At 67.7% G+C, this 22192-nt stretch carries 22 protein-coding genes and 7 pseudogenes; 11 read left to right on the top strand and 18 right to left on the bottom strand.

Annotated features, from left to right (window positions below):
* Positions 1 to 21: 21 nt before the first annotated feature.
* Together HUT18_RS00135 and HUT18_RS00130 are read right to left on the bottom strand one after the other, a co-directional pair.
* Positions 22 to 1164, bottom strand: a complete 1143-nt coding sequence (locus HUT18_RS00135) for a peptidoglycan-binding protein (RefSeq protein ID WP_254878914.1) — start codon at positions 1162 to 1164, stop codon at positions 22 to 24.
* A 2-nt stretch (positions 1165 to 1166) separates the two neighbouring features.
* Positions 1167 to 1694: a hypothetical protein gene (locus HUT18_RS00130; protein WP_176096638.1), complete on the bottom strand. Its 528-nt coding sequence runs from the start codon at positions 1692 to 1694 to the stop codon at positions 1167 to 1169.
* Positions 1695 to 1861: 167 nt separating this feature from the next.
* On the opposite strand from HUT18_RS00130, the gene HUT18_RS00125 reads away from it, so the two are divergent.
* The 3 genes and pseudogenes from HUT18_RS00125 (at position 1862) to HUT18_RS00115 (ending at position 3754) form a co-directional block, all read left to right on the top strand.
* Entirely contained in the window at positions 1862 to 2518 is a 657-nt protein-coding gene (locus HUT18_RS00125) for a response regulator transcription factor (protein WP_176096636.1), read from the top strand.
* Positions 2515 to 3114 (top strand): annotated as a pseudogene (locus tag HUT18_RS34260) (HAMP domain-containing protein); the annotation flags it as partial. The gene HUT18_RS00125 and the pseudogene HUT18_RS34260, both read left to right, overlap by 4 nt.
* Positions 3115 to 3370: 256 nt before the next feature.
* Complete coding sequence (locus HUT18_RS00115; RefSeq protein ID WP_176096635.1) at positions 3371 to 3754, top strand: sensor histidine kinase KdpD; 384 nt, start codon at positions 3371 to 3373, stop codon at positions 3752 to 3754.
* A 258-nt stretch (positions 3755 to 4012) separates the two neighbouring features.
* Here HUT18_RS00115 and HUT18_RS34255 read toward each other — a convergent pair whose 3' ends face one another.
* Complete coding sequence (locus HUT18_RS34255; RefSeq protein WP_368661495.1) at positions 4013 to 4153, bottom strand: hypothetical protein; 141 nt, start codon at positions 4151 to 4153, stop codon at positions 4013 to 4015.
* Positions 4154 to 4380: 227 nt separating this feature from the next.
* The gene (locus HUT18_RS00105) at positions 4381 to 5895 is read right to left on the bottom strand and encodes a phosphatase PAP2 family protein (RefSeq protein ID WP_254878353.1); all 1515 of its coding nucleotides are present in this window, start codon (positions 5893 to 5895) and stop codon (positions 4381 to 4383) included.
* 390 nt (positions 5896 to 6285) lie between these two features.
* On the opposite strand from HUT18_RS00105, the pseudogene HUT18_RS33425 reads away from it, so the two are divergent.
* Positions 6286 to 6572 (top strand): annotated as a pseudogene (locus HUT18_RS33425) (fumarylacetoacetate hydrolase family protein); the annotation flags it as partial.
* 399 nt (positions 6573 to 6971) lie between these two features.
* On the opposite strand, the gene HUT18_RS00095 reads toward HUT18_RS33425, so the two are convergent.
* Complete coding sequence (locus HUT18_RS00095; protein WP_368661564.1) at positions 6972 to 7598, bottom strand: hypothetical protein; 627 nt, start codon at positions 7596 to 7598, stop codon at positions 6972 to 6974.
* A 114-nt stretch (positions 7599 to 7712) separates the two neighbouring features.
* A pseudogene (locus HUT18_RS00090) lies at positions 7713 to 7868 on the bottom strand (IS701 family transposase); the annotation flags it as partial.
* Positions 7869 to 7887: 19 nt separating this feature from the next.
* Between HUT18_RS00090 and HUT18_RS34250 the strand changes: the two are divergent.
* Positions 7888 to 7974, top strand: a pseudogene (locus HUT18_RS34250) (site-specific integrase); the annotation flags it as partial.
* Positions 7975 to 8302: 328 nt separating this feature from the next.
* On the top strand, positions 8303 to 9991 hold the full coding sequence (locus HUT18_RS34110) for a lamin tail domain-containing protein (RefSeq protein ID WP_176096631.1): 1689 nt from the start codon (positions 8303 to 8305) through the stop codon (positions 9989 to 9991).
* A gap of 119 nt (positions 9992 to 10110) precedes the next feature.
* On the opposite strand, the pseudogene HUT18_RS00080 reads toward HUT18_RS34110, so the two are convergent.
* The 5 genes and pseudogenes from HUT18_RS00080 to HUT18_RS00065 all read right to left on the bottom strand — a co-directional run.
* Positions 10111 to 10299 (bottom strand): annotated as a pseudogene (locus HUT18_RS00080) (Tn3 family transposase); the annotation flags it as partial.
* A 113-nt stretch (positions 10300 to 10412) separates the two neighbouring features.
* A complete protein-coding gene (locus HUT18_RS33405; protein ID WP_254878351.1) occupies positions 10413 to 10736 on the bottom strand; it encodes a transposase in 324 nt (107 codons plus the stop codon).
* Positions 10733 to 10942, bottom strand: a complete 210-nt coding sequence (locus HUT18_RS33400; protein WP_254878350.1) for a hypothetical protein — start codon at positions 10940 to 10942, stop codon at positions 10733 to 10735. The genes HUT18_RS33405 and HUT18_RS33400 overlap by 4 nt, the downstream gene beginning before the upstream one ends.
* A gap of 233 nt (positions 10943 to 11175) precedes the next feature.
* A complete protein-coding gene (locus tag HUT18_RS00070; RefSeq protein WP_176096629.1) occupies positions 11176 to 11592 on the bottom strand; it encodes an SRPBCC family protein in 417 nt (138 codons plus the stop codon).
* Positions 11593 to 11619: 27 nt separating this feature from the next.
* Positions 11620 to 11982, bottom strand: a complete 363-nt coding sequence (locus HUT18_RS00065; protein ID WP_176096627.1) for a VOC family protein — start codon at positions 11980 to 11982, stop codon at positions 11620 to 11622.
* 187 nt (positions 11983 to 12169) lie between these two features.
* Between HUT18_RS00065 and HUT18_RS00060 the strand changes: the two genes are divergently transcribed.
* The gene (locus tag HUT18_RS00060) at positions 12170 to 12988 is read left to right on the top strand and encodes a helix-turn-helix domain-containing protein (RefSeq protein WP_176096625.1); all 819 of its coding nucleotides are present in this window, start codon (positions 12170 to 12172) and stop codon (positions 12986 to 12988) included.
* Positions 12989 to 13196: 208 nt separating this feature from the next.
* Here HUT18_RS00060 and HUT18_RS00055 read toward each other — a convergent pair whose 3' ends face one another.
* Positions 13197 to 13823 (bottom strand): XRE family transcriptional regulator, encoded by a 627-nt coding sequence (locus tag HUT18_RS00055; RefSeq protein WP_176096624.1) that lies wholly within the window; start codon positions 13821 to 13823, stop codon positions 13197 to 13199.
* A gap of 76 nt (positions 13824 to 13899) precedes the next feature.
* Positions 13900 to 14274, bottom strand: coding sequence for a hypothetical protein (locus tag HUT18_RS00050; RefSeq protein ID WP_176096622.1), 375 nt, complete (start codon positions 14272 to 14274; stop codon positions 13900 to 13902).
* A gap of 153 nt (positions 14275 to 14427) precedes the next feature.
* Between HUT18_RS00050 and HUT18_RS00045 the strand changes: the two are divergent.
* A pseudogene (locus HUT18_RS00045) lies at positions 14428 to 14680 on the top strand (DNA cytosine methyltransferase); the annotation flags it as partial.
* Between the two features lie 144 nt (positions 14681 to 14824).
* Here HUT18_RS00045 and HUT18_RS00040 read toward each other — a convergent pair.
* Together HUT18_RS00040 and HUT18_RS00035 are read right to left on the bottom strand one after the other, a co-directional pair.
* Positions 14825 to 15238: a (2Fe-2S) ferredoxin domain-containing protein gene (locus HUT18_RS00040; RefSeq protein ID WP_176096620.1), complete on the bottom strand. Its 414-nt coding sequence runs from the start codon at positions 15236 to 15238 to the stop codon at positions 14825 to 14827.
* Positions 15235 to 17232 (bottom strand): heavy metal translocating P-type ATPase, encoded by a 1998-nt coding sequence (locus HUT18_RS00035; RefSeq protein WP_176096618.1) that lies wholly within the window; start codon positions 17230 to 17232, stop codon positions 15235 to 15237. The genes HUT18_RS00040 and HUT18_RS00035 overlap by 4 nt, the downstream gene beginning before the upstream one ends.
* Before the next feature lie 95 nt (positions 17233 to 17327).
* On the opposite strand from HUT18_RS00035, the gene HUT18_RS00030 reads away from it, so the two are divergent.
* From HUT18_RS00030 to HUT18_RS00020, 3 genes are all read left to right on the top strand, one after another.
* Positions 17328 to 17711, top strand: a complete 384-nt coding sequence (locus tag HUT18_RS00030; protein ID WP_176096616.1) for a metalloregulator ArsR/SmtB family transcription factor — start codon at positions 17328 to 17330, stop codon at positions 17709 to 17711.
* Positions 17712 to 18685: 974 nt separating this feature from the next.
* Positions 18686 to 19030 carry a hypothetical protein gene (locus HUT18_RS00025; protein ID WP_176096615.1) on the top strand — a complete coding sequence of 115 codons (345 nt, stop codon included), beginning with the start codon at positions 18686 to 18688 and terminating at the stop codon, positions 19028 to 19030.
* A gap of 78 nt (positions 19031 to 19108) precedes the next feature.
* Positions 19109 to 19435: a hypothetical protein gene (locus HUT18_RS00020; RefSeq protein ID WP_176096613.1), complete on the top strand. Its 327-nt coding sequence runs from the start codon at positions 19109 to 19111 to the stop codon at positions 19433 to 19435.
* Positions 19436 to 19531: 96 nt separating this feature from the next.
* Here the strand turns inward: HUT18_RS00020 and HUT18_RS00015 are convergent, their stop codons facing one another.
* The 3 genes and pseudogenes from HUT18_RS00015 to HUT18_RS33395 form a co-directional block, all read right to left on the bottom strand.
* Positions 19532 to 19831, bottom strand: coding sequence for a hypothetical protein (locus HUT18_RS00015; RefSeq protein WP_176096611.1), 300 nt, complete (start codon positions 19829 to 19831; stop codon positions 19532 to 19534).
* Between the two features lie 159 nt (positions 19832 to 19990).
* Positions 19991 to 20305 (bottom strand): hypothetical protein, encoded by a 315-nt coding sequence (locus tag HUT18_RS00010; RefSeq protein WP_176096609.1) that lies wholly within the window; start codon positions 20303 to 20305, stop codon positions 19991 to 19993.
* 447 nt (positions 20306 to 20752) lie between these two features.
* Positions 20753 to 21169, bottom strand: a pseudogene (locus tag HUT18_RS33395) (Hint domain-containing protein); the annotation flags it as partial.
* Positions 21170 to 22192 lie beyond the last annotated feature (1023 nt).

The raw sequence follows: 22192 nt of genomic DNA, 5'->3' as shown, positions 1-22192 counted from the left end.
TGCCCTGTGTCGGTGGCAGCGTCACTTCGGGATCACCACCTGGTCGCCGCTCTTCACGTCCCCGCTGATCTGTGCCTTGGCGTCGGCGACCAGTCCCAGCCGGACCTTGACCAGCCGGGCGGTGGTGCCGTCGACGACCTTGACGCCGTAGCCGCCGCCGTCCAGGGCGAGCAGCGCGGTGACGGGGACGATGAGGGCATCACCGGCGGTGTCGCCCACGACGTTGACCGTCACGGACGACGGTCCGGCATGCCGGGCCTTGTCCTGCCTGTCCAGCACGACGGTGACCGCGGTCTTCTGCTGATCGCCGCCGGAACCATCCGGTCCGCTGTCGCCTCCGTCACCCCCGTCACCTCCGCGGATCAGGGAACGGATACGCCCCTGAACGGTGCCGCCCTCAGCGAGGTTCACCACCGCCTTGCCGTTGGGTGCGAACCGGGACAGCTGATTCTCGGCAGGGTGCACGATCGCGACGAGATCAGTGCTGCTCACGGTCAGGACCGGGCTCGAACCAAGCGGCGAGCCGAGCTGCGCGCCGACCTTTTGCACCCGCACGCGGGTCTGCGGCAGCATGACGACGCTGCCGAGCACGACCGTTCCGGTCTCTTTGACACCCAGGGCCTTCTGCCACCGCTTGACGGCGGTGGCGGTGCCCGGTGTGAACTTCTCGTCGACGGCCAGGCCGAGGCCGTCGGCGTAGCCGAGCGCGACCAGGTTGCCCTTGAGCTGCTTGACATCGGCGCCATCGCCGACGCCAGGGCCCAGGTCACGCCACAGGGGCCTGTTCCCTTTCATGAGGACGACAGGGGCCCCATCGACCTCGTAGAGCTTGCCGCCCGCCTTCACGACGGAGCCCACTGCGGGCAGAGCGGTGAAGGTTCCGTGGCCGGAGGCGACGACGGGCGTGGGCGCGTCGTAGCTGAGCGCCCCGCCGACCTGGATGCTGCTGGACAGCGACCCTTTCTCCACCGTCACGGTGCCGTGGCTCAGGGACGGCTGCTCGGCAACGGAACTCTGGCGCTCCCACGGGCGCGTCGTGCCCAGTGCGGCAGCCCCGCCGACCGCGGCTGTCAGCAGGAGCGGGAGGACGATCCTGCGGCGCTTCCTGCGTGCGGCGGGGGACCCGATCTCAGCGGAGTCGGCGGGCTCGACAGTTGGGGACATGGTCACTGGCCGATCGTGAAGCTGGGACCGGGAAGCTTGCTGCAGGGCTGCTGCACTGCGGCCCACTTGGCCTGGTCGAACGACTGCTTCGGTATGTGGAGGACGGCGGTCTTGGGGTCGGGGTCGGGGAGGTCGGCGTAGCCGTTCTTGCGCGCGCACGCGACCCAGGCACGCGCCTCGTCGACGAACTTCTGAAAGCCCTTCGCCTTGGCCTGGTGGATGCCGGGATTCTTCGCGTCGCAGACCTTGACGGCCGCCTCGTACGCGGCAGTGGAAGCCTCGGCCCCGGTCTTGGCGGCGGGGGTGAAGATGTTGCCGTCCTTGTCCTGCTGGACCTGGTTCTGCCCCTGCTCGTGCATGCAGGTCACCCACGCCCGACGGACCGCGTTGTCGTCCTGCGGCTTGCTTGAACCCTCTCCGTGGTCCCCGGCGACCTTGGGCGCGGAATCCTGTGCGGAACAACCACTCATCACCAGCGCCGCGGTCACGGCGGCTGCCATCATGAGGGCCCGTTCGGTTCGGCTACGCATGTTCTGCTCCCTGCTGGATCTCGACAATGACGTCCAGACCGTTCTACGGAGCGTCCGGTTAGGCACCGGTGAGCGTGCGCCTAACCGCCGGCTAACGCCCCCGAGCCCATGCTGACCAGTGGGTTCGCAGGCACGACAGCGCCTGGCGCAGACACATGGAGCGAAGAATGCGAGTGCTCATCGTTGAGGACGAGGTGGAGCTGGCCGCCCTGCTCGCCGACGGCCTGCGAGCGGAAGGCATGATCTGCGACGTCGCCCACGACGGTGCGCGCGCGCTCGAAATGACGGCCGCCACCGAATACGACGTCCTGGTCCTGGACCGGGATCTGCCGCAACTGAGCGGAGATGCCGTATGCCGGGCACTGAACACGGCCGGCTACCCGGCCAGGATTCTGATGCTCACCGCCGCCGGCTCCCTGTCCGACCTGGTCGACGGCCTCGGCCAGGGCGCCGACGACTACATGGCCAAACCCTTCTCCTACCTGGAACTGATCGCCCGGCTGCGCGCACTCGGCCGACGTGCCTCCACCGGCAGCACCGCCACGGTGCTCAGCCGTCACGGCATCAGCCTGGACACCGTGCGCAGAGCCGCCGAACGAGACAGCCGACCGCTGAAGCTCACCCCCAGGGAACTCGGCGTCCTGGAACTGCTGCTGGAAGCGGACGGCGCCCCCGTCACCACCGAGGAACTACGGGACAACCTGTGGGACGCGGCGCTGGACCCGGCCACCACCGCTGTCCGCGTCACCGTGCACTCCCTGCGCCGCAAGATGGGCGAACCACCGCTGATCCACCATGACTCCGGCTTCGGGTACCGGCTGTGAACCGCCGGCACCGGGGCCCTGCCGGCCGCCGCCCCGCACCGTACCGGCTGCCCCTGCGCGGCCGACTGGCTCTGGTCACCACCACGGTCTTCGCCATCCTCGGCACCGCGCTGCTCGTGCTCAACTGGCTGAGCTCCCGGCAGCTCATCGAGGACAACCGCAACCGCGTCATCCCCGTGGCCGGTCCGCTGCCCGGCGCCCGGCTCACCGGCCCCCGCGCTCCGGGACCGGCCCCTACCCCCGTGCCGCCAGGCAGAGCCGAGTCCACCACGCCTGCCGAAGCCTTCGAGGACTTCCAGCGCAGTGTCCTGTCCGAACTACTGGTACGGTCCCTGCTCCTCCTGGCCCTCTTCACCACACTCGCCGCACTGCTCGCCTGGTGGGCCGGCCGTCGCTCGCTGCACCGCCTCACCCAAGTCACCGCCGCCGCCCAGCGGATCAACGCCGACAACACCCTGGACGAACGGCTCGACCTGACCGGACCGCACGACGAAGTCCGGGAACTCGGCGACACCTTCGACGCCATGCTCGACCGCCTGCACCGCAGCTTCACCGCCCAACGCCAGTTCACCGCCCACGCCTCCCACGAACTACGCACCCCACTCACCCTGCAGCGCACCGCGCTGGAGATCCCGCTCGCCCAGGGCCGCGTTCCCGCGGGACCTGCAACCTGCTCTCCAACGCGCGCTGGAAGCCAACGCCCGCACCGAGCGTCTGATCGACGCGCTGCTGACCCTGGCCAGGGGCCAGAGCGAGAACCTGACCCCTCACCCGGCCGACCTGGCAGACGGTGCCAGGGACGCCGAAGAGGACCTGGCCGAAGAGGCCCGGACAGCGGCGGTGCGGGTCACCGTGCACAGCGCACCCGCACCGGTCGCGGGCGACCCCGCCCTCCTCCGGCAGATCGCACTGAACCTGCTGGCCAACGCCGTACGCCACAACCACCCGGGCGGCACGGTGAAGATCACCACCGGTGTCCTCGAGGAACTCGCCTTCATCGAGGTCGTCAACACCGGCCCGGTCCTGACCCTCGAAGAGATCCCCACCCTCTACGAGCCGTTCCAGCGCGGCCCACAGCGCCGGAGCAAGGGCTTTGGGCTGGGACTCGCCGTCGTTCGCGCGATCACCCTCACCCACCACGGCCGGGTCACCGCAACTCCTCGCCCCGGTGGTGGACTCACGGTTCGGGTCGACCTGCCCCTCCGGGCCTGCAGAGGACCCGCCCTGCACGGCTGACGCGGACGCACCGCTCCTTGCCCGCAGTGATGTGGAGAAGGCGTTTCGTCCGTCGATGCGAGGTCCACGGGCCTCAGCCCCGAGCAAGTCGGATGGCTACCTCGGGCTGATCGTGACGCGGGTGTCGGCGGCGAGCGTGTTGCCGGTGTGGCGGAGGTCGTAGAAGCGGAAGCAGGCGCAGCAGACCTTGGTAGCGATCGACGGTGGTCGGGGCAAGGCCGCGCTCCTCCATCCAACGGAGCGCGTACTCCTCGAAGTTCACCCCCCGGTGTCCGGGTCGTGCCACTGGTCGCGCTCGATGTCGACGCGGATGAGGTTGAGCCACGCCTGGGCGTCGGACTTGGTCTCGAAGGCCTCCGGCGCGGTGTACCGCAGGCCGCCCCGCCCGATGCGGCGCACCTGCCAGCGCCCGAAAGGAAGCTTGCGGACCGTGCCGAACTCACGCCGCCGCTGCGACCTACGCCCCGTCTTGAGGCAGCCCTCCCATAGCGGGCACGGACGCGGACGCGGCGGACAGGCTCGACGGTGCGCGTCTCGATGTACTCGGGGACGCGTACCGGGCGGCCGAGCTTGACGCAGCGGACCAGGACCTCGACGCCGCCCACGGTGCCGGAATGCGCACCCTCTCACTGGTCCGCCAGGTCAACTCCGCCCGCGCCAGGGGAGCCGTGCATGACCTGCGGCGGCGCATGCAGCCGTTCGGTCGGCATCGCTTGCTCGCCGACTTCGGCGAGCAAGTCCGTGCACTTGGCACGGCCTGAAACCCGGCGATCGCGGGGGAAGAGCCTGGGTTCGGGTTGCGGTTGCGGTTGCCGTTCCGGTTGCCGTGTCGGTGCGGCCTCGGATTCCCACAGCCTGGTGGTCCGTACGTACCGGTGGATCACCGAGGCCATCGCCAGAACGAGAAGTGGTCCGAATACCAGCGGGTACTCGGCCATCTCCATCGGCAGCCAGCGATACGACACGAGGAGCGCAGCGAAGACCGTCGCGCCGTAAGCGACCAGTTGGGTAGCTGACCGGTCCCAGCCGCACGCGAGCGCGCGCACAGCCGCCTCGATGGTGAGCGCGAACACCACGCCTGCAATGAGGTCCACACCGTAGTGGTAGCCGAACCCCAGCGTCGCGCCGAGCGTGGCGATCAGCCAGAACGTCCCTGCGTATCGCAGTATCCGCGGCCCCTTGCGGGAGTGGATGAAGATCGCGGTGGCCCACGCCGTATGCAGGCTGGGCATGCAGTTGCGAGGGGTGATCGCGTCGTACGTCACCGGGTGCGGAGTACCGATCGGCGGCGGCGTGTTCGGCCACAGGTCGGCCACCGCCCAGTGCACGCCACCGGTGCCGGAGGCCCCCGGACCGTAGGCGAAGACCGGTCCGACCACCGGGAAGATCATGTAGACAGCCGGCCCGAGGAGGCCGATGGCCAGGAAGGTGCGGACCACATGGTGGCGCGGGAATCGCCCCTCGGCCGCCACGTTGCGCAGTTGGTAGAGCGCGACTACGACCGCGGCCACCGCGAGCTGAGCGTAGACCAGGTCGAGAAGATGGGTGCCCATCGGGCCGGAGGCCCTGAGCAGCCGGCCCGCCAACCACGCCGGGTCACCCAGCGCATGATCGGCGGTTGCCACGTACGGGTCGAGCACGGACGGGCGGGCCTTCGAGGTGATGAGCAGCCAGACGTCGCCGGTCTTGCGACCGGCCACCAGCAGCAGGCCGAGGCCGGCACCCTTCAGCAGCAGGACACGTTCCTGGCCGGTACGGCGAGTGGCGGCAAGGACCGCGCACCCCAGAATCACCCACAATGCGCCGTTGCCGAAGGATCGGCCGTCGGGCACTTCGGCGTCGGCCGCCCACCGCACCAGCGCGAAGACGATGTCGATGCCGACCGCGGCGCCGCCTGCGATCAGCCGTTGCCGCCAGGTGAGCGTCACCATCATCAAGGCCAGACCGGCATACAGCGGCCCCGGTTTGGGAGGGAATATCACCTCTCGCGCCTGGGTGGTGATCGGCCCTGGCACGCCGTAGTGGCGCGCGGCCATCTCCAGCACGAGGAGGGACCCGAACGCCACCACACCCACGGCGACCCACAGCAGCACCCGCGGTTCACGCCGTGCGGCGAATCCGACTCCGCGGACTGTGCGCATTATTCGCGAGGTTGTCCGCGATGCTATCGATATCAATTACCTGGCCGATTTTTCAGTGTTGTGTGGGTGGGCCACTCTTGTGCAGGGCATTCACCAGCGAACGGCGGGCGCCGACGGCGGCCAGCGTAAATTGGAACATACGGGCGGAGCGACGCATGCGAGCCCCCTGATCGCAGGTGGCGCGACGGTCGACCGACCCCGGGCTCGACGGGTCAGCGCCCCTCGGGAGCGACCATGAAACTCTGGACGACCAGCAGACAGCAAGGGCATCGCCGGTCGTCCAGTGGCTCCGGAGCTGTGCGCAAGGCCGTGAACGAGCAGGCTGAGCGGGAATGTCGGCATGCTGGAAAGACGCCGAGTGAAGTGATCGGTTCCCACCGCCGTCATCGCGGGGTCGCGGTGAGCCACGACGTCTCCGAGCGTGCCTTCCAGCTCGAACTGTCACCGCAGTGGGACCTGCGCAAGTCCTGCGAGACCTCAACCCGCTCGGCCCCTGGCTCATAACCGCCGACGAGGTGCCCGATCCGCAGCCGCTCGGCCTGCGGCTCAGCGTGAACGGCTCACCCCGGCACAACGGCACGACAAAGAACGTGGTCTTCGCCGTCGCTCACTTGGTCCACTACCTCAGCCAGTACGCGGTCCTGGAGCCCGGGGACGTACTCAACACCGGCGCCCCCGGCGCCCACGCACACCCACGGCACAACTCGACCCAGCCGCGCCCGGTCGAGTTCAGCTCCAGCGGCCCCTCGTCCCCGCAGGCCGGGCATCCAGAGAGTTCGGCGCCGTCAAAAATCGCGTTCTGTCGCCGTACGTACTCGGACAGCCGCAGCCACGGGTGGCGAAACGGGTCCTCGTACCAGGCGCGGTCCGGGCCCTCCCACCTGCTCCTCAGCCACCACGGTCACGGGTTGGGGACAGCCCGCCGCCCGGCCCGCTTCTCCGCCCGGCGCAGCGTCACGTACTCCTCCGCTCGCGCGAGCCACAGCACAGGGTGATGCAGGTCCGCAGCGCGCTGTGCCGGCGGCGGAGGGGGAACCGGGCGTCGTGCACGCGCGCCCGGCTGGTCAGGAAGCTGGTCATTGTGCGGGACCCAGGTCCATTGCCCGGGCCAAGGCGGCGGTGACGGCGGCGGCGTGCGCCGGCAGGTGTTGCTCGGCCCAGGTTGAGGCGAGGCCGAGGAAGTTTCGCAAGTCCTGCTGGGCACCGGAGACAAGAGTGCGTACCTGGTCCACCGGCAGCTCGATCACCGGACTGCCGTCTTTCGCGTAGGCATCCAGAGTCAGCCGGACGCTGTCGCCGACACGTTCGGCCGCCGAGGACGGGTCGTGGCCGAAGTAGGAGCAGCCGGTGCCGTCGAGCACCTCCAGCCAGTCCCGCCAGGTCTCCAGGCCGTTGCAGCAGCCCGGCTCGACGTAGACGGTGCCGGTGGCGCTGTCGATCACCCGGAACCCACCGGCGGCGAACAGATCGGGCATGGTGAGCAGCCCGTGCAGGAACGCGCCGAGCGGGTCGCTCGGGCACCGCCCGTGCTCCTCCTCCGGCTCGAAGTCGTTGCAGTTGGCGATCCGCATCACCGCTGTGCCGACCTCCGCCGGAGTCAGGTCCCCGTTCAGCACGAGGTAGCCGTACGACTCGTACTCCCCAACCGGCCAGAGCGTGAAGTCGTCTACAGCGCAGATCTCCAGAACGGGTTGCATGACCATCACACGGGGATGATGCCGGAGCCACTGCCACACCGCCACGGGCTTTATCTCAGGCAGCGTCCGACGTGCTGCCCGCTTGCTCGGCACTCTCCTGGTGCCCGCAGCCAGGCCTCACTCCGGCTTCGCGCTCTGGAAACACTCCTCAACAGACCACCGGCTGCCCGCAATGGAGATCAGCTGGTCCAGGGTGGTCTGGGCGGGACAGTAGGCCGTGTAGTAGGAGATCTCTTCGGGCCGGCTGACACTGCAGCGGGCGATGACCCAGTGGCGAAGTCCCGGCACAGAGCAGGAGAACGTCCGCCGCCACTTCAAGCCGTCCCCGGAAGCGACCTCGGAGCTGACGAGCCTGCTCGCGCCTGGCGACGCGGGCTGCTGAGCCCTGTTGTCACTGGCGGGACGTGGGTCAAGCCGTGGCTGGGCGCGGAGCACGGGCTGCGGGCCGCGAGGGCGTAGCAGCCGCCAGGCGCAGTCCTCGGCGGCAGGGCCTTGCGACTTCGCAGTCGAGGAAGTCCTCGCGCACTGGGGCCGGCAGTCGATCGACCCGGTCGATCGGTCCGGCAGTCGAATGTTCACCCACGCGTGGCTGCACGTTCGCAGCATGCGCGATGTACGCCCGAGGGCCGGGCCGGGACACTTCCCTCGGCCCGCCGACAGCATGGTTGCGGGCCAGCCCCGCACGCCAACTCGGAAGGGTTCTCTTGTCGATGAAACTCAGACTCCGCGCGCTCATAGGGGTCCTGGTCGCCGCCGTGACGCTGGCCATGCTCACCACCGCCCCCGCGGCGAATGCGGCCGCCTCGGTTCCGTCGCAGGGATCGCCGACACAGCTCGATGTCGGCAACTGGAACGTCGAGTGGTTCGGTGCGCCGGACTTCGGCCCGACCAACGAGACGCTTCAGCAGCAGAACGTCCGCGACGTCATGGCGGGCGCCGACATGGATGTGTGGGGCCTCTCCGAGGTCGTCGGCACCTCGGAGTTCGACACACTCGTTGCGGGCATGCCCGGGTACACCGGGGTCGTGGCCAACGACCCGATCGTGACGAACGGTGCACAATACTACTCGGACTTCGGCAACACCGAGCAGAAGGTCGCCCTCGTCTGGCGCTCCAGCATGGCCACCCTGGTGAGCGCGAAGGTCATCCTGACCGGCCAGAACAGCAACTTCGCCGGCCGCCCGCCGGTGGAGTTCACGTTGCGCGGCACGTTCGACGGTGTCACCCGTGACCTCGTCTTCATCGTCCTGCACGCGAAGTCCGGGGCCACCCAGGATGCGTGGAACCTGCGCAACCCCGCGTCGCAGGCCCTCAAGTCCTACCTCGACACGACCTACCCCACCCAGGATGTCTTCGTCATCGGTGACTGGAACGACGATGTCGACACCTCCATCACACCCGAGAAGCCTTCGCCCTACGCCAACTTCGTGAACGACGCGGCGCGCTACACGTTCCCGACGCGGGCCCTGTCGCTGGAGGGCGTGTCGTCGACGGCGGGCTACCCGGACTTCATCGACCACCAGCTCACCACCAACGAGGTGCAGGCGAAGTACGTCGCCGGCTCGGCGACCGCCTTCCAGCCCCAGGCTTATGTCCCGAACTACGCGACGACGACCAGCGACCACTACCCGGTGCTGGCTCGCTACGACTTCGCCATCGGCGGTGGCGGCGGCGCGAACCAGCAGCCCACGGCCTCGTACACGTACTCCTGCACTGCTCTCAACTGCACCTTCACCGATGGCAGCACCGACTCCGACGGCACCATCGTGAGCCGCGGCTGGGACTTCGGCAACGGCCAGACCTCGACAGCGACGAACCCGACCGTGACCTACGCATCGGCCGGAACCTACCCGGTCTCGCTGACCGTGACGGACAACGGCGGGGCCACCCACACCACGACCCGGAATGTCACCGTCACCACCGGCGGCGGACCCGCGAATGTCATCATCAACGAGGTGCTGGCCAACGAACCGGGCAGCAGCACCGCCGGCGAGGCCATCGAGATGGTGAACACCGGTGGCACGGCAACCAGCATCGCCGGCTGGACCGTCTCGGACGGGTCGGCAGTGCGCCACACGTTCGCGCCCGGTACGACGCTGCAGCCCGGCAAGGCGATCACCGTCTTCGGCGCGGGCTCCTCGATCCCCGGTGGCATCGTGGCGGTGGCGGCCAGCAGCGGCGACCTCAACCTGTCCAACAGCGGTGACCAGGTGATCCTGCGGAATTCGGCCGGAGCGACGGTCCAGTCGATGAGCTACACCTCAAGCCAGGCGAACTCCGACGGGGTGTCCCTCAACCGAAGCCCTGACGGCTCGGCGACCGGCGGCTGGGTCAAGCACAACACCATCAGCTCGCTGTCCCGCTCGCCCGGCCAGCGCGCCAACGGAACGGTGTTCTGAGCCCAGATCCACCGCCTTGACTTCGAAGTGATCGTTTAGCGGGGTTCGGGCTGGTCGGCTGGTGGAGGGCGTGCGGTAGCCGTTGAGCGTAAGCCGACGGGCCCCCCGGCCGGCCGCGGTCACTCGTCGTCGGTGGCGTGCTTGTCGCGCAACGGCCGTATTCCGCCGGGAAGGTCGGGGAGCTGGAAGGAGTACCGGCCCAGCATGTCGATGTGGTGGCGGACGAACGGGAGAAGCCGGGCGACGGCCTCGTCGCGGACCTCGCAGCCGTCGGCGCGGAGCTGGGTGAGGGCAGCGTCCATGTAACGGCGGCAGCTTCTTGCGCGGTTCCGGCCAGGACGAGTCCAACGCCTTCCGCACCGTCCGCCACGTCACGCCATGCCTGCGCTCAAGCTCCCGCATCGACATGCCGTCGCGATCGTCACGCCGGATCGCCGCGTACAGCTCGAGCTTCCACATCCGCGGCATGACCAGCACGCGTCCGGAGCGCCGAGTCGGGCCCCTCGGCGTAGGCGCCCGCCCGATCTCGGCAGATGATCTCCACGCCTGGGTGGGTGGTCAGCCACGTGGCCAGCGGCCCCGCTTCGCGTGTCGGGAGCACATCGACTACATGGTGGATTTCTCGGCACGTCAAGACGGTGGAACAGGTTTGGCCCCGACGGATCGCGAAGTCATCCAGGCCCTTCACGTGCGGTGTGCTGAACTGCGAATCAGGCAGCGCCATAACCCTGCGCAGCATGGTCATCCGCCCTGCGTCGAAGCCCAGTTGGGCTGCCAGCCGGGCGCCAGCCCGTCCAGCCAGCCCGAGCCCGACGCGCTCCAGGATGTGGTTGAACCGAGTAGTGAAGCGCGCGCATCGACCGTGCCGAAGGCAAAGGTCACCGCCTCGACGTCCACGTCGTCGATCCCGTCGACCACGAGAGAGTCCCAGAACGATGCATCGGCCTGCATGACCATCACTGTCACCGGCCACAGCCGACCAAGGCGGAGAGTGTCAGAGTCCTGACGGAGTGTCACCCTCACGCTTCTGACGGCGAGGCGTACGCGGTCTCACACGAACCCGTGTGAAGGGTCGCGGTATTCCCCTGGGAGAAGTTCACGAGCTTCCCCACGGGAACAGGCGGACGCGGCTCCATCGGGGCCGGGCCCCTGCCGGAGCCGCGCCGCACTTCCAGGCCGCTCGGTCAGTTGTCCGGCATGGCTTGGGTCTCCAGCGTCCGCTTGATCACGCGTGCTCCCTGGTCGACCATCTCGGCGATAGGGCCTGCGAGGTCGTCCGGTGTCACATCAATGATCCAGACGAACCGACTGTGTTCCTTGCCGTCCGCGAGAACCTGCATCGACGCGTGGTGGCGCTTGGGGGCCAGTGACCCGCCGACCACCGCATAAGCGACCCGGCGGGCTTCGTCGTCGATGTCGACGAGAAGCTCGTGCACCACGACGCCGTTGGCGAAGGTCACGACTCTGGTATCCGCCTTGAGATGCGTGTCTGTGACGAAGCCGGGTGCCAGGCGCCGGTGTATCTCGCTGACGTCGCGGACTGCCGCCCAGACGTTGTCGGGGGCGCTCTCGATCAGGAATTCCTTGTGGATGTAAGCCATGTGGGGTCCCTCCTGTCTGCCGGGTGGTCAGTCGCCCGTGGTGAGGCAGAACGGGTGCCCCTCGGGATCGGTGAGCACCACCCACTTGCCCTCGCCGGGCTGGAGCTCGGGCTTCGCCGCTCCGAGGGCGAGCAGCTCCTTGGCGGCGCTCTCCAGGTCGGTAACGGTGAGGTCGAGGTGCGCGTGCTTGCGCGCGTCGGGCCAGCCCGGCGCCCGGTAGCCCTCAATGCGCTGGAAGGCGATCTGCATCGGACCGCCATTGCCCAGGGAGGCGAAGTCCTGGTCGCTGTAGGTGATTTCCCAGCCGGTGGCCTTCCTGTAGAACTCGGCGAGTATCGCCGGATCGGCGCAGTCGATCACGACCGCGGTGAACTCCGCGAGAGCGGGCATGCCAATGACCCCTTCGTATGGGTGCTGGTGACGTGTGACGTGCCCCGCCGGTGCCGACGACGCAGCCAGGTGCACTGGGCCGGCCTGCGGGGCCGGGGCACGTCGACCAGCCTGCTCGCGGCAGTAGGTCCCCGTCTTGAACATCCTTGCGCGGGTGATTGTCAGACCCTCGACGTAGCGTTCAAGGGTGCTCTCGGCCACCACTCTCGCTACCCGACCCGACTTCAGCATCACGGCTGTGACATGCCAGGACGACCATGCACGCTGGTCGGAGGCCGAAGTACGTGAGGACTACCGGGTGGTGCTCGTGCGCCGTGGCCGGTTCCGCAGGCGCGCGGCCGGAGCCGACGCCGACATCGACTCGACAATGGCCTACGTCGGTGCGCCGGGCGAGGAAGAGCACTTCGCCCATCCGGCCGGAGGCGATGACTGCACATCCATCAGCCTGACGCCGACGCTCTGGCACGTCATGGCCGGCGACGTCGCGCGCCTGGCCACACAGAGCGTGCATGTTCATGCCCGCCTCGACCTCGCCCATCGCAGGCTCCTGGCGACCGCCCGGACCGGAGACGTCGACTACGCGCTGGCGGAAGAATTGCTCAGCCTGCTCGCCGCCGCTGTAGGCCAAGTCGTTTCCGGGTCCACACCGCTCAGCGCGCAAGCCCCTGGAAACGAAGCGGCTCTCGTCGCAGCGGCCCGCCAGGCGATCATCGAAGGCCACCCGGCCTCGGGCGGACTGCTCCCGCTCGCGGAAGTGCTGGGCGTCTCGCCCTACCGCCTGAGCCGATCCTTCAGCCGCGAACTGGGCGTGTCAGTGACCCGCTATCGCAACCGCGTCCGCATCGGTCGCGCCCTCGACCGCTTGGAGGAGGGCGAGAACAGCCTCGGCGCCCTTGCCGCAGACCTCGGCTTCGCCGACCAGGCACACATGACCAGGACCATGCGCCAGTACCTGGGCCATACACCGACGGCACTGCGACGCCTGCTCGCCCCTCGGACACCCTGACGATCTCCGTTGCCTCGCCAGGGGAATGACGTGACGCACAAGCCGTCGAACGTGGAGAGCTACTTGGCCGTCGGCAACCTGACCCATCGCAATCGAACATCGGGGGTGGCGCTCCGCGACCGCTCCCCAGGATCTGTGGCAGAGCCCATTACTACTGCTCGATAAAGCCACAGCACCAACACCGCATCGGGACACCGTCGACTGTCAGTTACCGCGTACTGCCGTCGTCGAGTCCAGCGATGACTCTGATGTCCGCTTCGGACATGCCCAGAACCTTGGCAATCTCCTGGGTGAGAAGCGGCTCCGGGTTATGCGTGCCGCTGCGGAGCATGTGGATGGTGGACATCGATCGTGCGGTTTCCCTTGCCATCGCCTTGACCGGAATCTCGCGCAGGTCCATCAACCCGGTGAGCACGCTTGCGAACGGATGTGGCTCCATCCGCCCAGCAGGGGCAACGGCAGGACCGAGGACCACGTCGTCGATCTTGGCTTGGAATCGGATCAGTTGGTCGCCCGCAAACCCGACCTTCGCGACGAAAGGCAGGCTCTCACCACCGCTGGAACCGACCGTGCCCGGCACTGACACCTCCGTGAACCTTGAAGGGTGACCGTGGTGATCGCTCTCGATCTCCAAGGGACGCCCCGGCTCGACATCCCGGACCTTCCAGTCGCGGTTCCACCAGGGAAGTTCCTGCAACACCTCGTTGAAGAAGGGAGGCAGAACCGTGAGATCCACCGGGTCCGGAGGGTTCTTCTGACCTCCCCAGATGACACCAGGCCAGTACCTCAGTGCCGCGATCACGTCCGCCGTCAGCGTGCGGTTGGCAATCTCCATGGCCACACCCTCCCACCAGTCGGCAGAGCCATCTCCCCTGACCAAGCGAACGTTCTCGACCGCGGCACGAGTCTCATCAGGGCTGGTCGTCCACCTCTTCGATGAGCCCCGCCACGGTGGCACGCGGGCGTACTCGAACATCGAAGTTGTAGCCCTGATCGCAGAACACCAAGTCGACAGAGTCCGGCATCCACTGGCGAAGCAAGCACGCGAGCTGCGCAGAGTCCGCCAAGGCCGCATCCAAGTAGAGGCCTGTTTCCTCTTCCGACATACACACCTCACACGGACCTTCATCCGTGCAGAAGCTCCAGCTGAAGGCACATGCCTCACTACGTCGTGTCGGGTCGACTTCGACCTCCGGCCAAAGGTCCGTGATCGTGGCAGTCACGACGGCTGAGCTGACCCTCCAAGTGGTGGTCGAGCCATCGAAGAACGCCATGAACGCAGCCATGTCGCGTGTCTACCACGTCCGTTCTCTCTACTCCACGCGGCTTCGCCCGCCACAGACGAAAGGTCGCAACCCTGTCTCGACTCTCAATAACTTGTCCCCTTGGGCCTGCCATGGTGAAGTCGATCCGGTTCAGGGCGACTTCCGTCTAGCGTCGTGATACTCGACCTGTTCGCGGGTCCCGGCGGCGGTCAGGCACTGACAGCCCTCGGCGCATGCGATGCGGGACTCGAATGGGACCCGTGGGCGCAAAACCCGAGCTGCGGCAGGGCAGTTGACGATCCGTACCGATGTCGCGGCCTACCCGTGCGGCCGTTCCTCGGCCGGGTTACCGGAACTCCTGGCCACCTGCCGCGACGAACGCTCCCTGCTCGCCGCTGAACCCATGCGCTACCTGCACGCCCTCAACGAAGAGGGCGCGCCGGTCTGATTGCGCCCCGGTCCCTCGCCCCACGTCCGCCGTCCCTATTGAGATGCGGACGGATGGAGCGGAGGTAGCGCGGGCACGGGTCATGAACATCTGTCGTGCCGGATGACCTCATCACCTGGGGAGTCAGTCGTCTAGTTCGTGCCGGACACGGCGGGAGGGCTGGAAGGTGTAGAGGTCGAGGATGTCGGGCGGGTCTGCGAGGCCGGGGCCGCCGTTCTTGACCCAGGTGGTGATGTCGGTGGCGGCGTCGGGGTCGTTGACCTGGCCGAGCCAGACGGGCCGGCCGCCCGCTTGGCGCCCTTCGGTGGAGGGCTGGATGACGATGACGTTGGCGCGCTCGCAGGCGTCGAGGCAGTCGGTGCGCCGGACCATGGCGACACCAGCCAGAGACGTGCGTAGGTCCGTGAGCTGAGCTTCATGGTCCAGGCGCGGAACTTTGGCCGAGGTGCCGCAGCAGCAGCCCCGGCACACGGTGACCGTGGGCCGGGCTGCCCCTGCCTGGCCTGTGGAGGCAGACCGCCGGGTGCGCCTGCTCACTGGACACCGTCGGTGCCAGCGCGCTGCCAGGCCGCATCGCGCAGCAGGCGCAGGCCGTTGAGGCCAACGATGACGGTGGAGCCCTCGTGGCCCAGGACACCGAGCGGCAGCGGCAGGGTGGCAACCAGGTCCCAGACGACCAGGCCGGTGATGAACACCCCGGCGATGACCAGGTTCTGAACCACCAGACGCCGGGCTGCACGGGACAGAGCAACAACCTTGGGAACGGTGGCGAGTTCGTCACGGACGATGACCGCGTCGGCGGTCTCCAGGGCGAGGTCGGAGCCGGCGCGGCCCATGGCAATGCCAGTGTGGGCGGCAGCCAGCGCAGGGGCGTCGTTGACGCCGTCGCCGATGACCAGCACCTTGCGGCCGCTGGCCTCCAGGCGACGTACCGCCTCGACCTTGTCCTGGGGCAGGAGTCCGGCATGTACGTCGTCGGCCACCATGCCGACCTCGGTCGCGAGGCGGGCGGCGGCGCGCGGGTTGTCGCCGGTCACCAGCATCGGGGTCGCGCCGGTGAGGGCCTTGAGGGCGGTGACGGTGGCGGCGGCGTCCGGGCGCAGGCGGTCGGCGATGCCGAGGATGCCAACCGGGATGCCGTCGCGCTCGACGAGGACGGCGGTGCGGCCGCCGTCCTCCAGTTCCTCGGCGAGCACCGCCGTCTTGGCGGAGCGCGGGTCGGTGGCTCCGCCCAGGAGCCGGGCCGGGGCGCCGACCGCGATTGCTGCGCCGTTGACCGTGGCGGTCACGCCGATGCCGGGGGCAGAGTTGAAGTCCCGCGTCGCGGGGATGCCGAGGCCACGGGTGCGGGCGGCGTCCACGATGGCGCGGGCGAGGGGGTGTTCACTGGGGTGCTCGGCGGCCGCGGCGAGCGTCAGCAGCTCGTCCTCGGTGAGGCCGGAGCCGGTCAGTGGGCGGATGTCGGTCACCCGCGGGGTGCCCTCGGTGAGGGTACCGGTCTTGTCCAGGGCGACCGCGTCGACCTGGCCGAGCCGCTCCATGACGACGGCGGACTTCACGAGGACGCCGTGGCGTCCGGCGTTGGCGATCGCGGACAGCAGCGGCGGCATGGTGGCCAGCACCACCGCACACGGCGAGGCGACGATCATGAAGGTCATCGCGCGCAGTAGTGAGCTGGTCAGGTCGGCCCCGAAGCCCAGCGGGATCGCGAAGACGGCGAGCGTGGCGGCGACCATGCCGAGGCTGTACCGCTGTTCCACCTTCTCGATGAACAACTGGGTGGGGGCCTTGGTCTCAGAGGCTTCCTCGACCATGGTCACGATCCGGGCGATCACCGAGTCGGAGGCGTCCCGCTCGACCTTGACCCGCACCGCGCCGGTGCCGTTCAGGGTGCCGGCGAAGACCTCGTCGCCGGCCTCCTTCGCCACGGGCAGGGGTTCGCCGGTGATGGTGGCCTGGTCGACCTCGCTCACCCCGTCCAGCACGCGGCCGTCGGCGCCGACCCGCTCGCCGGGGCGGATCAGGATGGTGTCCCCCACGGCGAGGTCGGCGGTGGCGACCGTCTCTTCGCTGCCGTCGTCGCCCAAGCGGGTGGCGGTGGTTGGAGCGAGGTCGAGGAGACCACGCACCGCGTCCTGCGTGCGGGCGGTGGCCAGCGCCTCCAGGGCGCCGGAGGTGGCGAAGATGACGATCAGCAGCGCGCCGTCCATCACCTGCCCGATCGAGGCCGCACCGATGGCAGCGACGACCATCAGCAGGTCCACGTCCAACGTCTTGTCCTTGAGGGCCTTCAGCCCCTCCCAGCCCGGCTCCCAGCCGCCAGTGATGTAGGTGAGGGCGTACAGCGGACCCCACGCCCAGGTCGGCGCGCCGGTCAGCTGGAGCGGCAGCGCGATCAGGAACAGCACCAGGGCGGCCGCGGCCCAGCGGGCCTCTGCCAGCGCGAACACACGGGTGCACCGCTTCTGGGCAGTACCGCGCGCCGGAGCGGCAGCGGGCGGAGCCGGACGTTCGATGAGGGAGGAAGGCATGACAAAGAGACCCTTCACGGGCATGGGGGCTGCGATACCAGCACCATACAGGAATGAATGAATAGCTCTTCATTTGTCATTGATAGGATGGCGGCATGGGCCATGGAGTCGACGACAAGACCACTGCCACCCCCCGCGAACGCCTGGATGCCGCGGGGGCTACCGATGTCGCATCCACGCTCCAGGCCCTGGCGACACCGTCGAGGCTGTACATCCTCGCCCGCCTACAGGAGGGCCCGTGCGCGGCCGGTGAACTCGCTGAAGCGGTCGGCATGGAGCAGTCCGCCTGCTCCCACCAGCTGCGACTCCTGCGCAACCTCGGCCTGGTCACCGGCGAACGCCGGGGCCGCTCCATCATCTACAGCCTGTACGACAACCACGTCGCCGAACTCCTCGAGCAGGCTCTGTACCACGTGGAACACCTGCGACTCGGCCTGCACGACACCCCCGCCGACGCCGACATGGCAGCCACGCCCTGATCGACTCCAACCTGGACACCGACGACGCCGACCCTCCACCTCCGCCGCCACAGTCCGCACCACATCGCCCCACCTGCTGTGGCCCCGGCGCGCGCTCACCTGGCCTCGTCGGCTGACCGAGCCTTCGGCATCTTGTGCCCCTGCTCGACCGTGGACAGGAGGTAGTACTGGCCCGGCGCGGCGGCGGGGTTCGGCTGCTCGGGCAGGGATTCCATGCTCGCGCCGCCTGAGCCCGGCGGGAGCGCATCACGGAATTGGCGGCCCGGTACCCCGCGGGGGCGTGCGCCACCACAGTTGGCGGCATCCGTAACCTGGCAGCCCGGCGGGAATCGCGTACACGCTGGAGCCGCTGCCACCCGCGACGGGGACGCCTTATGGGCAGCGGGCGTCTCGATTGACTCTCCGGACAGTGGGCGCCTCTGGCCTTCCGGCATGGAGTGCCGGGCGGGCGGGCCCTTGCTCGTGACATACCGCCTGCCAACGCCATCCGTCACGGCACGCCGACGCCATGGCCTCCACCGCAGCAGACGTCGTGGTCGATCGCGGTGACGGCGCTGTTTCCCGGGCGCTCGCGCCACATTCGCGGGCCGGCACTCCCACTTTCGAGTTTGGAACTCCGCCACATCGGAACGGGGCGCGCGAGGAATGCACCGGCCGGGAAGCTGCTCTCTCTCCTTCCGAGCGGCTTCAGCTACCGAGAAAAACGCTCCTGCGCCCTCAACCCGCCTGCTGGACAGGCCACTTGACCGCACCGAATGCCAACGTTCGAAAAACCGCGTACGCCTGCGCACACGGGCGCACGCCTCACCAAAGAACAATCAACTTGCACTCCGCCACACACCCGCACATTCACCACTCATCAGTTTCCGAAAGCAGCCATCGGAGATAACACAAGTGGCTTTGCTGCGGCGAACCCGTCGCCGACGGAAAGCGGAGCACTGCAAATCTCACCCGAACAAGAAAGGAAATCAATCATGGCCGACATCAGGACAGTCCATGGCCGCGTAAAGGCCGACGGCAGTAAGGCGAACGACAAGCAACACGGCTTCAGCGTCGAGAAGACCGCCACCGGCACCTACAAGATCTCCTTCGACGACCCCTTCACCATCGAGCCCTCCGTGGTTGCGACGGTGTACGGCACCAATGCCGACGGCAGCAGCCAGAACACCGTCCACAATGCGGTGGTCGAGGACGTCGGACGCTCGGACGTCCGCATCATCACCGGCGACTACTACGGCGCCAAGGCGGACCGCGCCTTCAGCTTCATCGCCATCTCCGGCACGTACAGCAGGACACCCGGCCCGGACGGGCCAGTCTGATCACCACCGGCCTGCCCGCCACCCACGAAAGAACCCATCGCCCCCGCTGAATTCTCCGCACAGGAAAGGAAAACAAACATGTCCGAAATCCGCGTAGTTGAGGGTCGCGTAAAAGCGGACGGCAGCAAGGCGAACGACAAACAGGACGGCTTCAGCGTCGAGAAGACCGCCACCGGCACCTACAAGGTCTCCTTCGACGACCCGTTCACGGTCGAACCGACCGTCGTCGCCAACATCTACGGGGTTTCCACCAGCGGCACAAGCTGGAATACGGTCGACAACGCCATCGTCGAAGAGGCCGACCGTTCCGACGTCCGCATCGTCACCGGCAACTACTACGGCGACAAATCCGACCGGCCCTTCACCTTCATCGCCATCAGCTCCCGCGTCCCACGTGGGCGCTGAGCCCGGCCGAGCACGGGTGGGTGTGCGCCCCGAGAACGCGACACCGAGCGGGTGCGCACACCGCCGTCCCGGGTCACGCCTGCGGTGCGAGCGTCGTCAGTCGCCGTTGAAGACGAGGTAGCGGTGGGGCTTGCGCTGGACTTGGGCGGTCAGGCCCAGGATCTGGCGCACGGCTTCGGCTTCGTCAGCGGCTGCCCCCTCCGCCAGGGCCTGGAGTTCCGGAATGAGGATTCGGAGCTGCGCCCGGTTGAACACAGTGTCGTCGTAGGGGTCGACGCATCCGAGCAGGGGCAGGTTCTGACTCGACGCCCGTTCGCACACGGCAGGAATTGCAGGGTGCCAGAACCGGGCTTCGCTCTCACCACTGAATACTCGAACGACGACGCTGATTCCCATGAGGGCACGGTAGTTGTCGTCGGTTGTACCGCCGAGGCATTTACGCCGGCCAGAGCCACTCTTTCGCTACCTGTCCGGACGGCGCCAACGGCCAACGGTTCGTGGGCACTTGTGAGTGCCACCCAGCGGAGAGATGGCAGCCGACGGAGTCCTCGCCGCTCAACGCGCACCCCACCGGCCCCCGCCCGCGGCCAGAGTGATGTTCTCGTCCGCACGGCCCAGCGCCATCGTCCAGATCGCGACCTCACCCGTACTGGAGACGAACTCGCTCTCAGCCTGCTCGTCCCACTTCTCACTCCTGTCCGGCTCCGGCTGGCCGTGCCACACCTGCAGACGGACCAGGTCCGTATGGGTATGGCCGCCGCCGCTGCACAAGTCGATGCACCCCGAGAAGGCGTTGAGGACGGCTCCTGGATCCCAGTCGTCGAGAAAGGCACCGGCACCTGAAACTCGTCCGACTCCTGCAGGCACCACGCGTGAGAGCTGAGGAACACCTCATGCTCCCGCACCGTCCTGCTCCCCCTGATAGGCAGGTTCGGCACCACCCTTCCGCACACCAACTGTCGCACCAGCGGGTCACCTTGAGGCCGGGTCCCTGCTCGGCGTGCGTCATGGTGCGGCGTGTTCCTGGATGTTCGGTGAGCCATCGTCCGCTGACGTTGCCGTCAACTACTGCCGTCACCCCGTGCAGAAGCCCCGCCAGGACACAGCTGACGGGGCTTCAGATTTGCTATAGCTACCTAAGAATGGCGAGCATCTTCACTCATCAAGGCCGGACTGAAGCCGCTGCCAATCCTCCTGCTGATCGTGCCAGGCAGTGCTCGCATAGATCGCCGTCTTCACCTGAGGCAAAGACAGGCCAAGCACACGAGAGGCTACGTAGATCGCTTCGATCGGCGACAGGCCAAGTTCCCGGGCCGACGTCTCGCCCGCCAGCACATAGTACGTGTGCAATCCCTCCACCGTGAGGTTGTACGTCCTCGCATGCATGGTGAAGGGCTTGTTGGCGGTGACGATGACCGAGTCGCCCTTGTCGGTGCGGAGGGTCATGCCAGGCTTCAGGCCGCGGGCCGGGATCCAGTCCTTCTCGGACGGGGACCAGAAGGGGTGCTCGTGTGTCGCTGTCAGGGATTCGATCGCCTGATCGGTGGCTATGGAAAGCTTGTTGAACTTCTTGTCCGCTTCGGTGCGGATCAGGTGGGTCACCCGGTGCGGCTCTGTCTTGCCCGTCTTGGGATCGGTCGCCAAGACCTTGTCGCCTATATCAACGTCTTCGATATCGGCCGTCGAGCCGTCTGCCATGAGGACATCGGTGCCTGCCAGGAAGCACTGGGGGCAATTCACCTCCTTCTTAGCGTCTTTGGCACGGTCGGATTTCTTCTTCCCCTTGAACCACTTCGATACGAAGCTCAGAGCCTTGAGCGGCTTGAACGTAGGGAGATCACCGAGAGCGCTGACACACGCCGTACTGCGGCCCTCCCTCTCATGGCACTCATCCCGGGCTTCTAGGTCAGGTCCGACGATGTACCACGCAGCCTTCACAGAGCGGGGCGAGGCCAGCCACTTGAGCTTGGATTCAGCCCACTTGTTCAACGCGGTGGGACCGTACTGAGGCCCATTCACGCCCCCGCCGCCCGAGGACCCGGCCTGTTGCACCAAAGCGGGTTCTGTGCTCCGTAGGAGAAGCCGTTCAGTGTCTGCGGCTTGTCCACTTCCAGAAATGGGTCCACGCTGAGGAATTGACCGAGGCCCGGGTCGTATTCGCGAGCCCGACGTGGGTCAGGCCGATGCTCGGGGTGTCTTCCCTCCCGCCCACGAAGCCCTTGGTGACCGGCTAGGCGTTCGGCTTCGTTCCCCTGACGCCACCGAACGGGACCGTGCGGCGGGCGGTGAGTTGATGGGTGGCCGCGTGGGCTGAGAGCTGCGCGGTGCTCGAAGTGTCCTTGATCGAATGGACGTTGCCCGCGTCGTCGTAGGTGTAGCCGCGTGCCGGTCCGTGGTACCGACGTCCTGACAGCCGACCCGTGAGGAGGCAAGCCGCTGAGTTCCTCAAGGGGCTGCTTCCCCTCGGGCCTTTTCGCACAAGAACCCTCGCATGAGCGAAAGTTATTCGGACGTGACTACCGAATGCCCGTCCCTGCGGAGTCCCTCTGAGGCGCCGTGTCAGCTCGGCGTTTGGCTGGGTTTTCCCTGCACCTCTTCCCAGGCGGAGGGCCCGAAGACCGTCTCCACCTCTTCCGTTCTAGTGGTCGTCGCAACACCCCAGTTCAGGGGTTGCGATGGACTTCGAGATTCGGAAGGTGCGGAGCCCTCAGGGCCGCAGGAAGCTCTCTGCTGAGCGGGCCGCATACTTCCAGCTCA

The organism is Streptomyces sp. NA04227 (genome assembly GCF_013364195.1).
Taxonomy (GTDB): domain Bacteria; phylum Actinomycetota; class Actinomycetes; order Streptomycetales; family Streptomycetaceae; genus Streptomyces.
The sequence above is the reverse complement of the archived record's forward strand: the minus strand, read 5'-3'. Positions and strand labels throughout refer to the sequence as shown.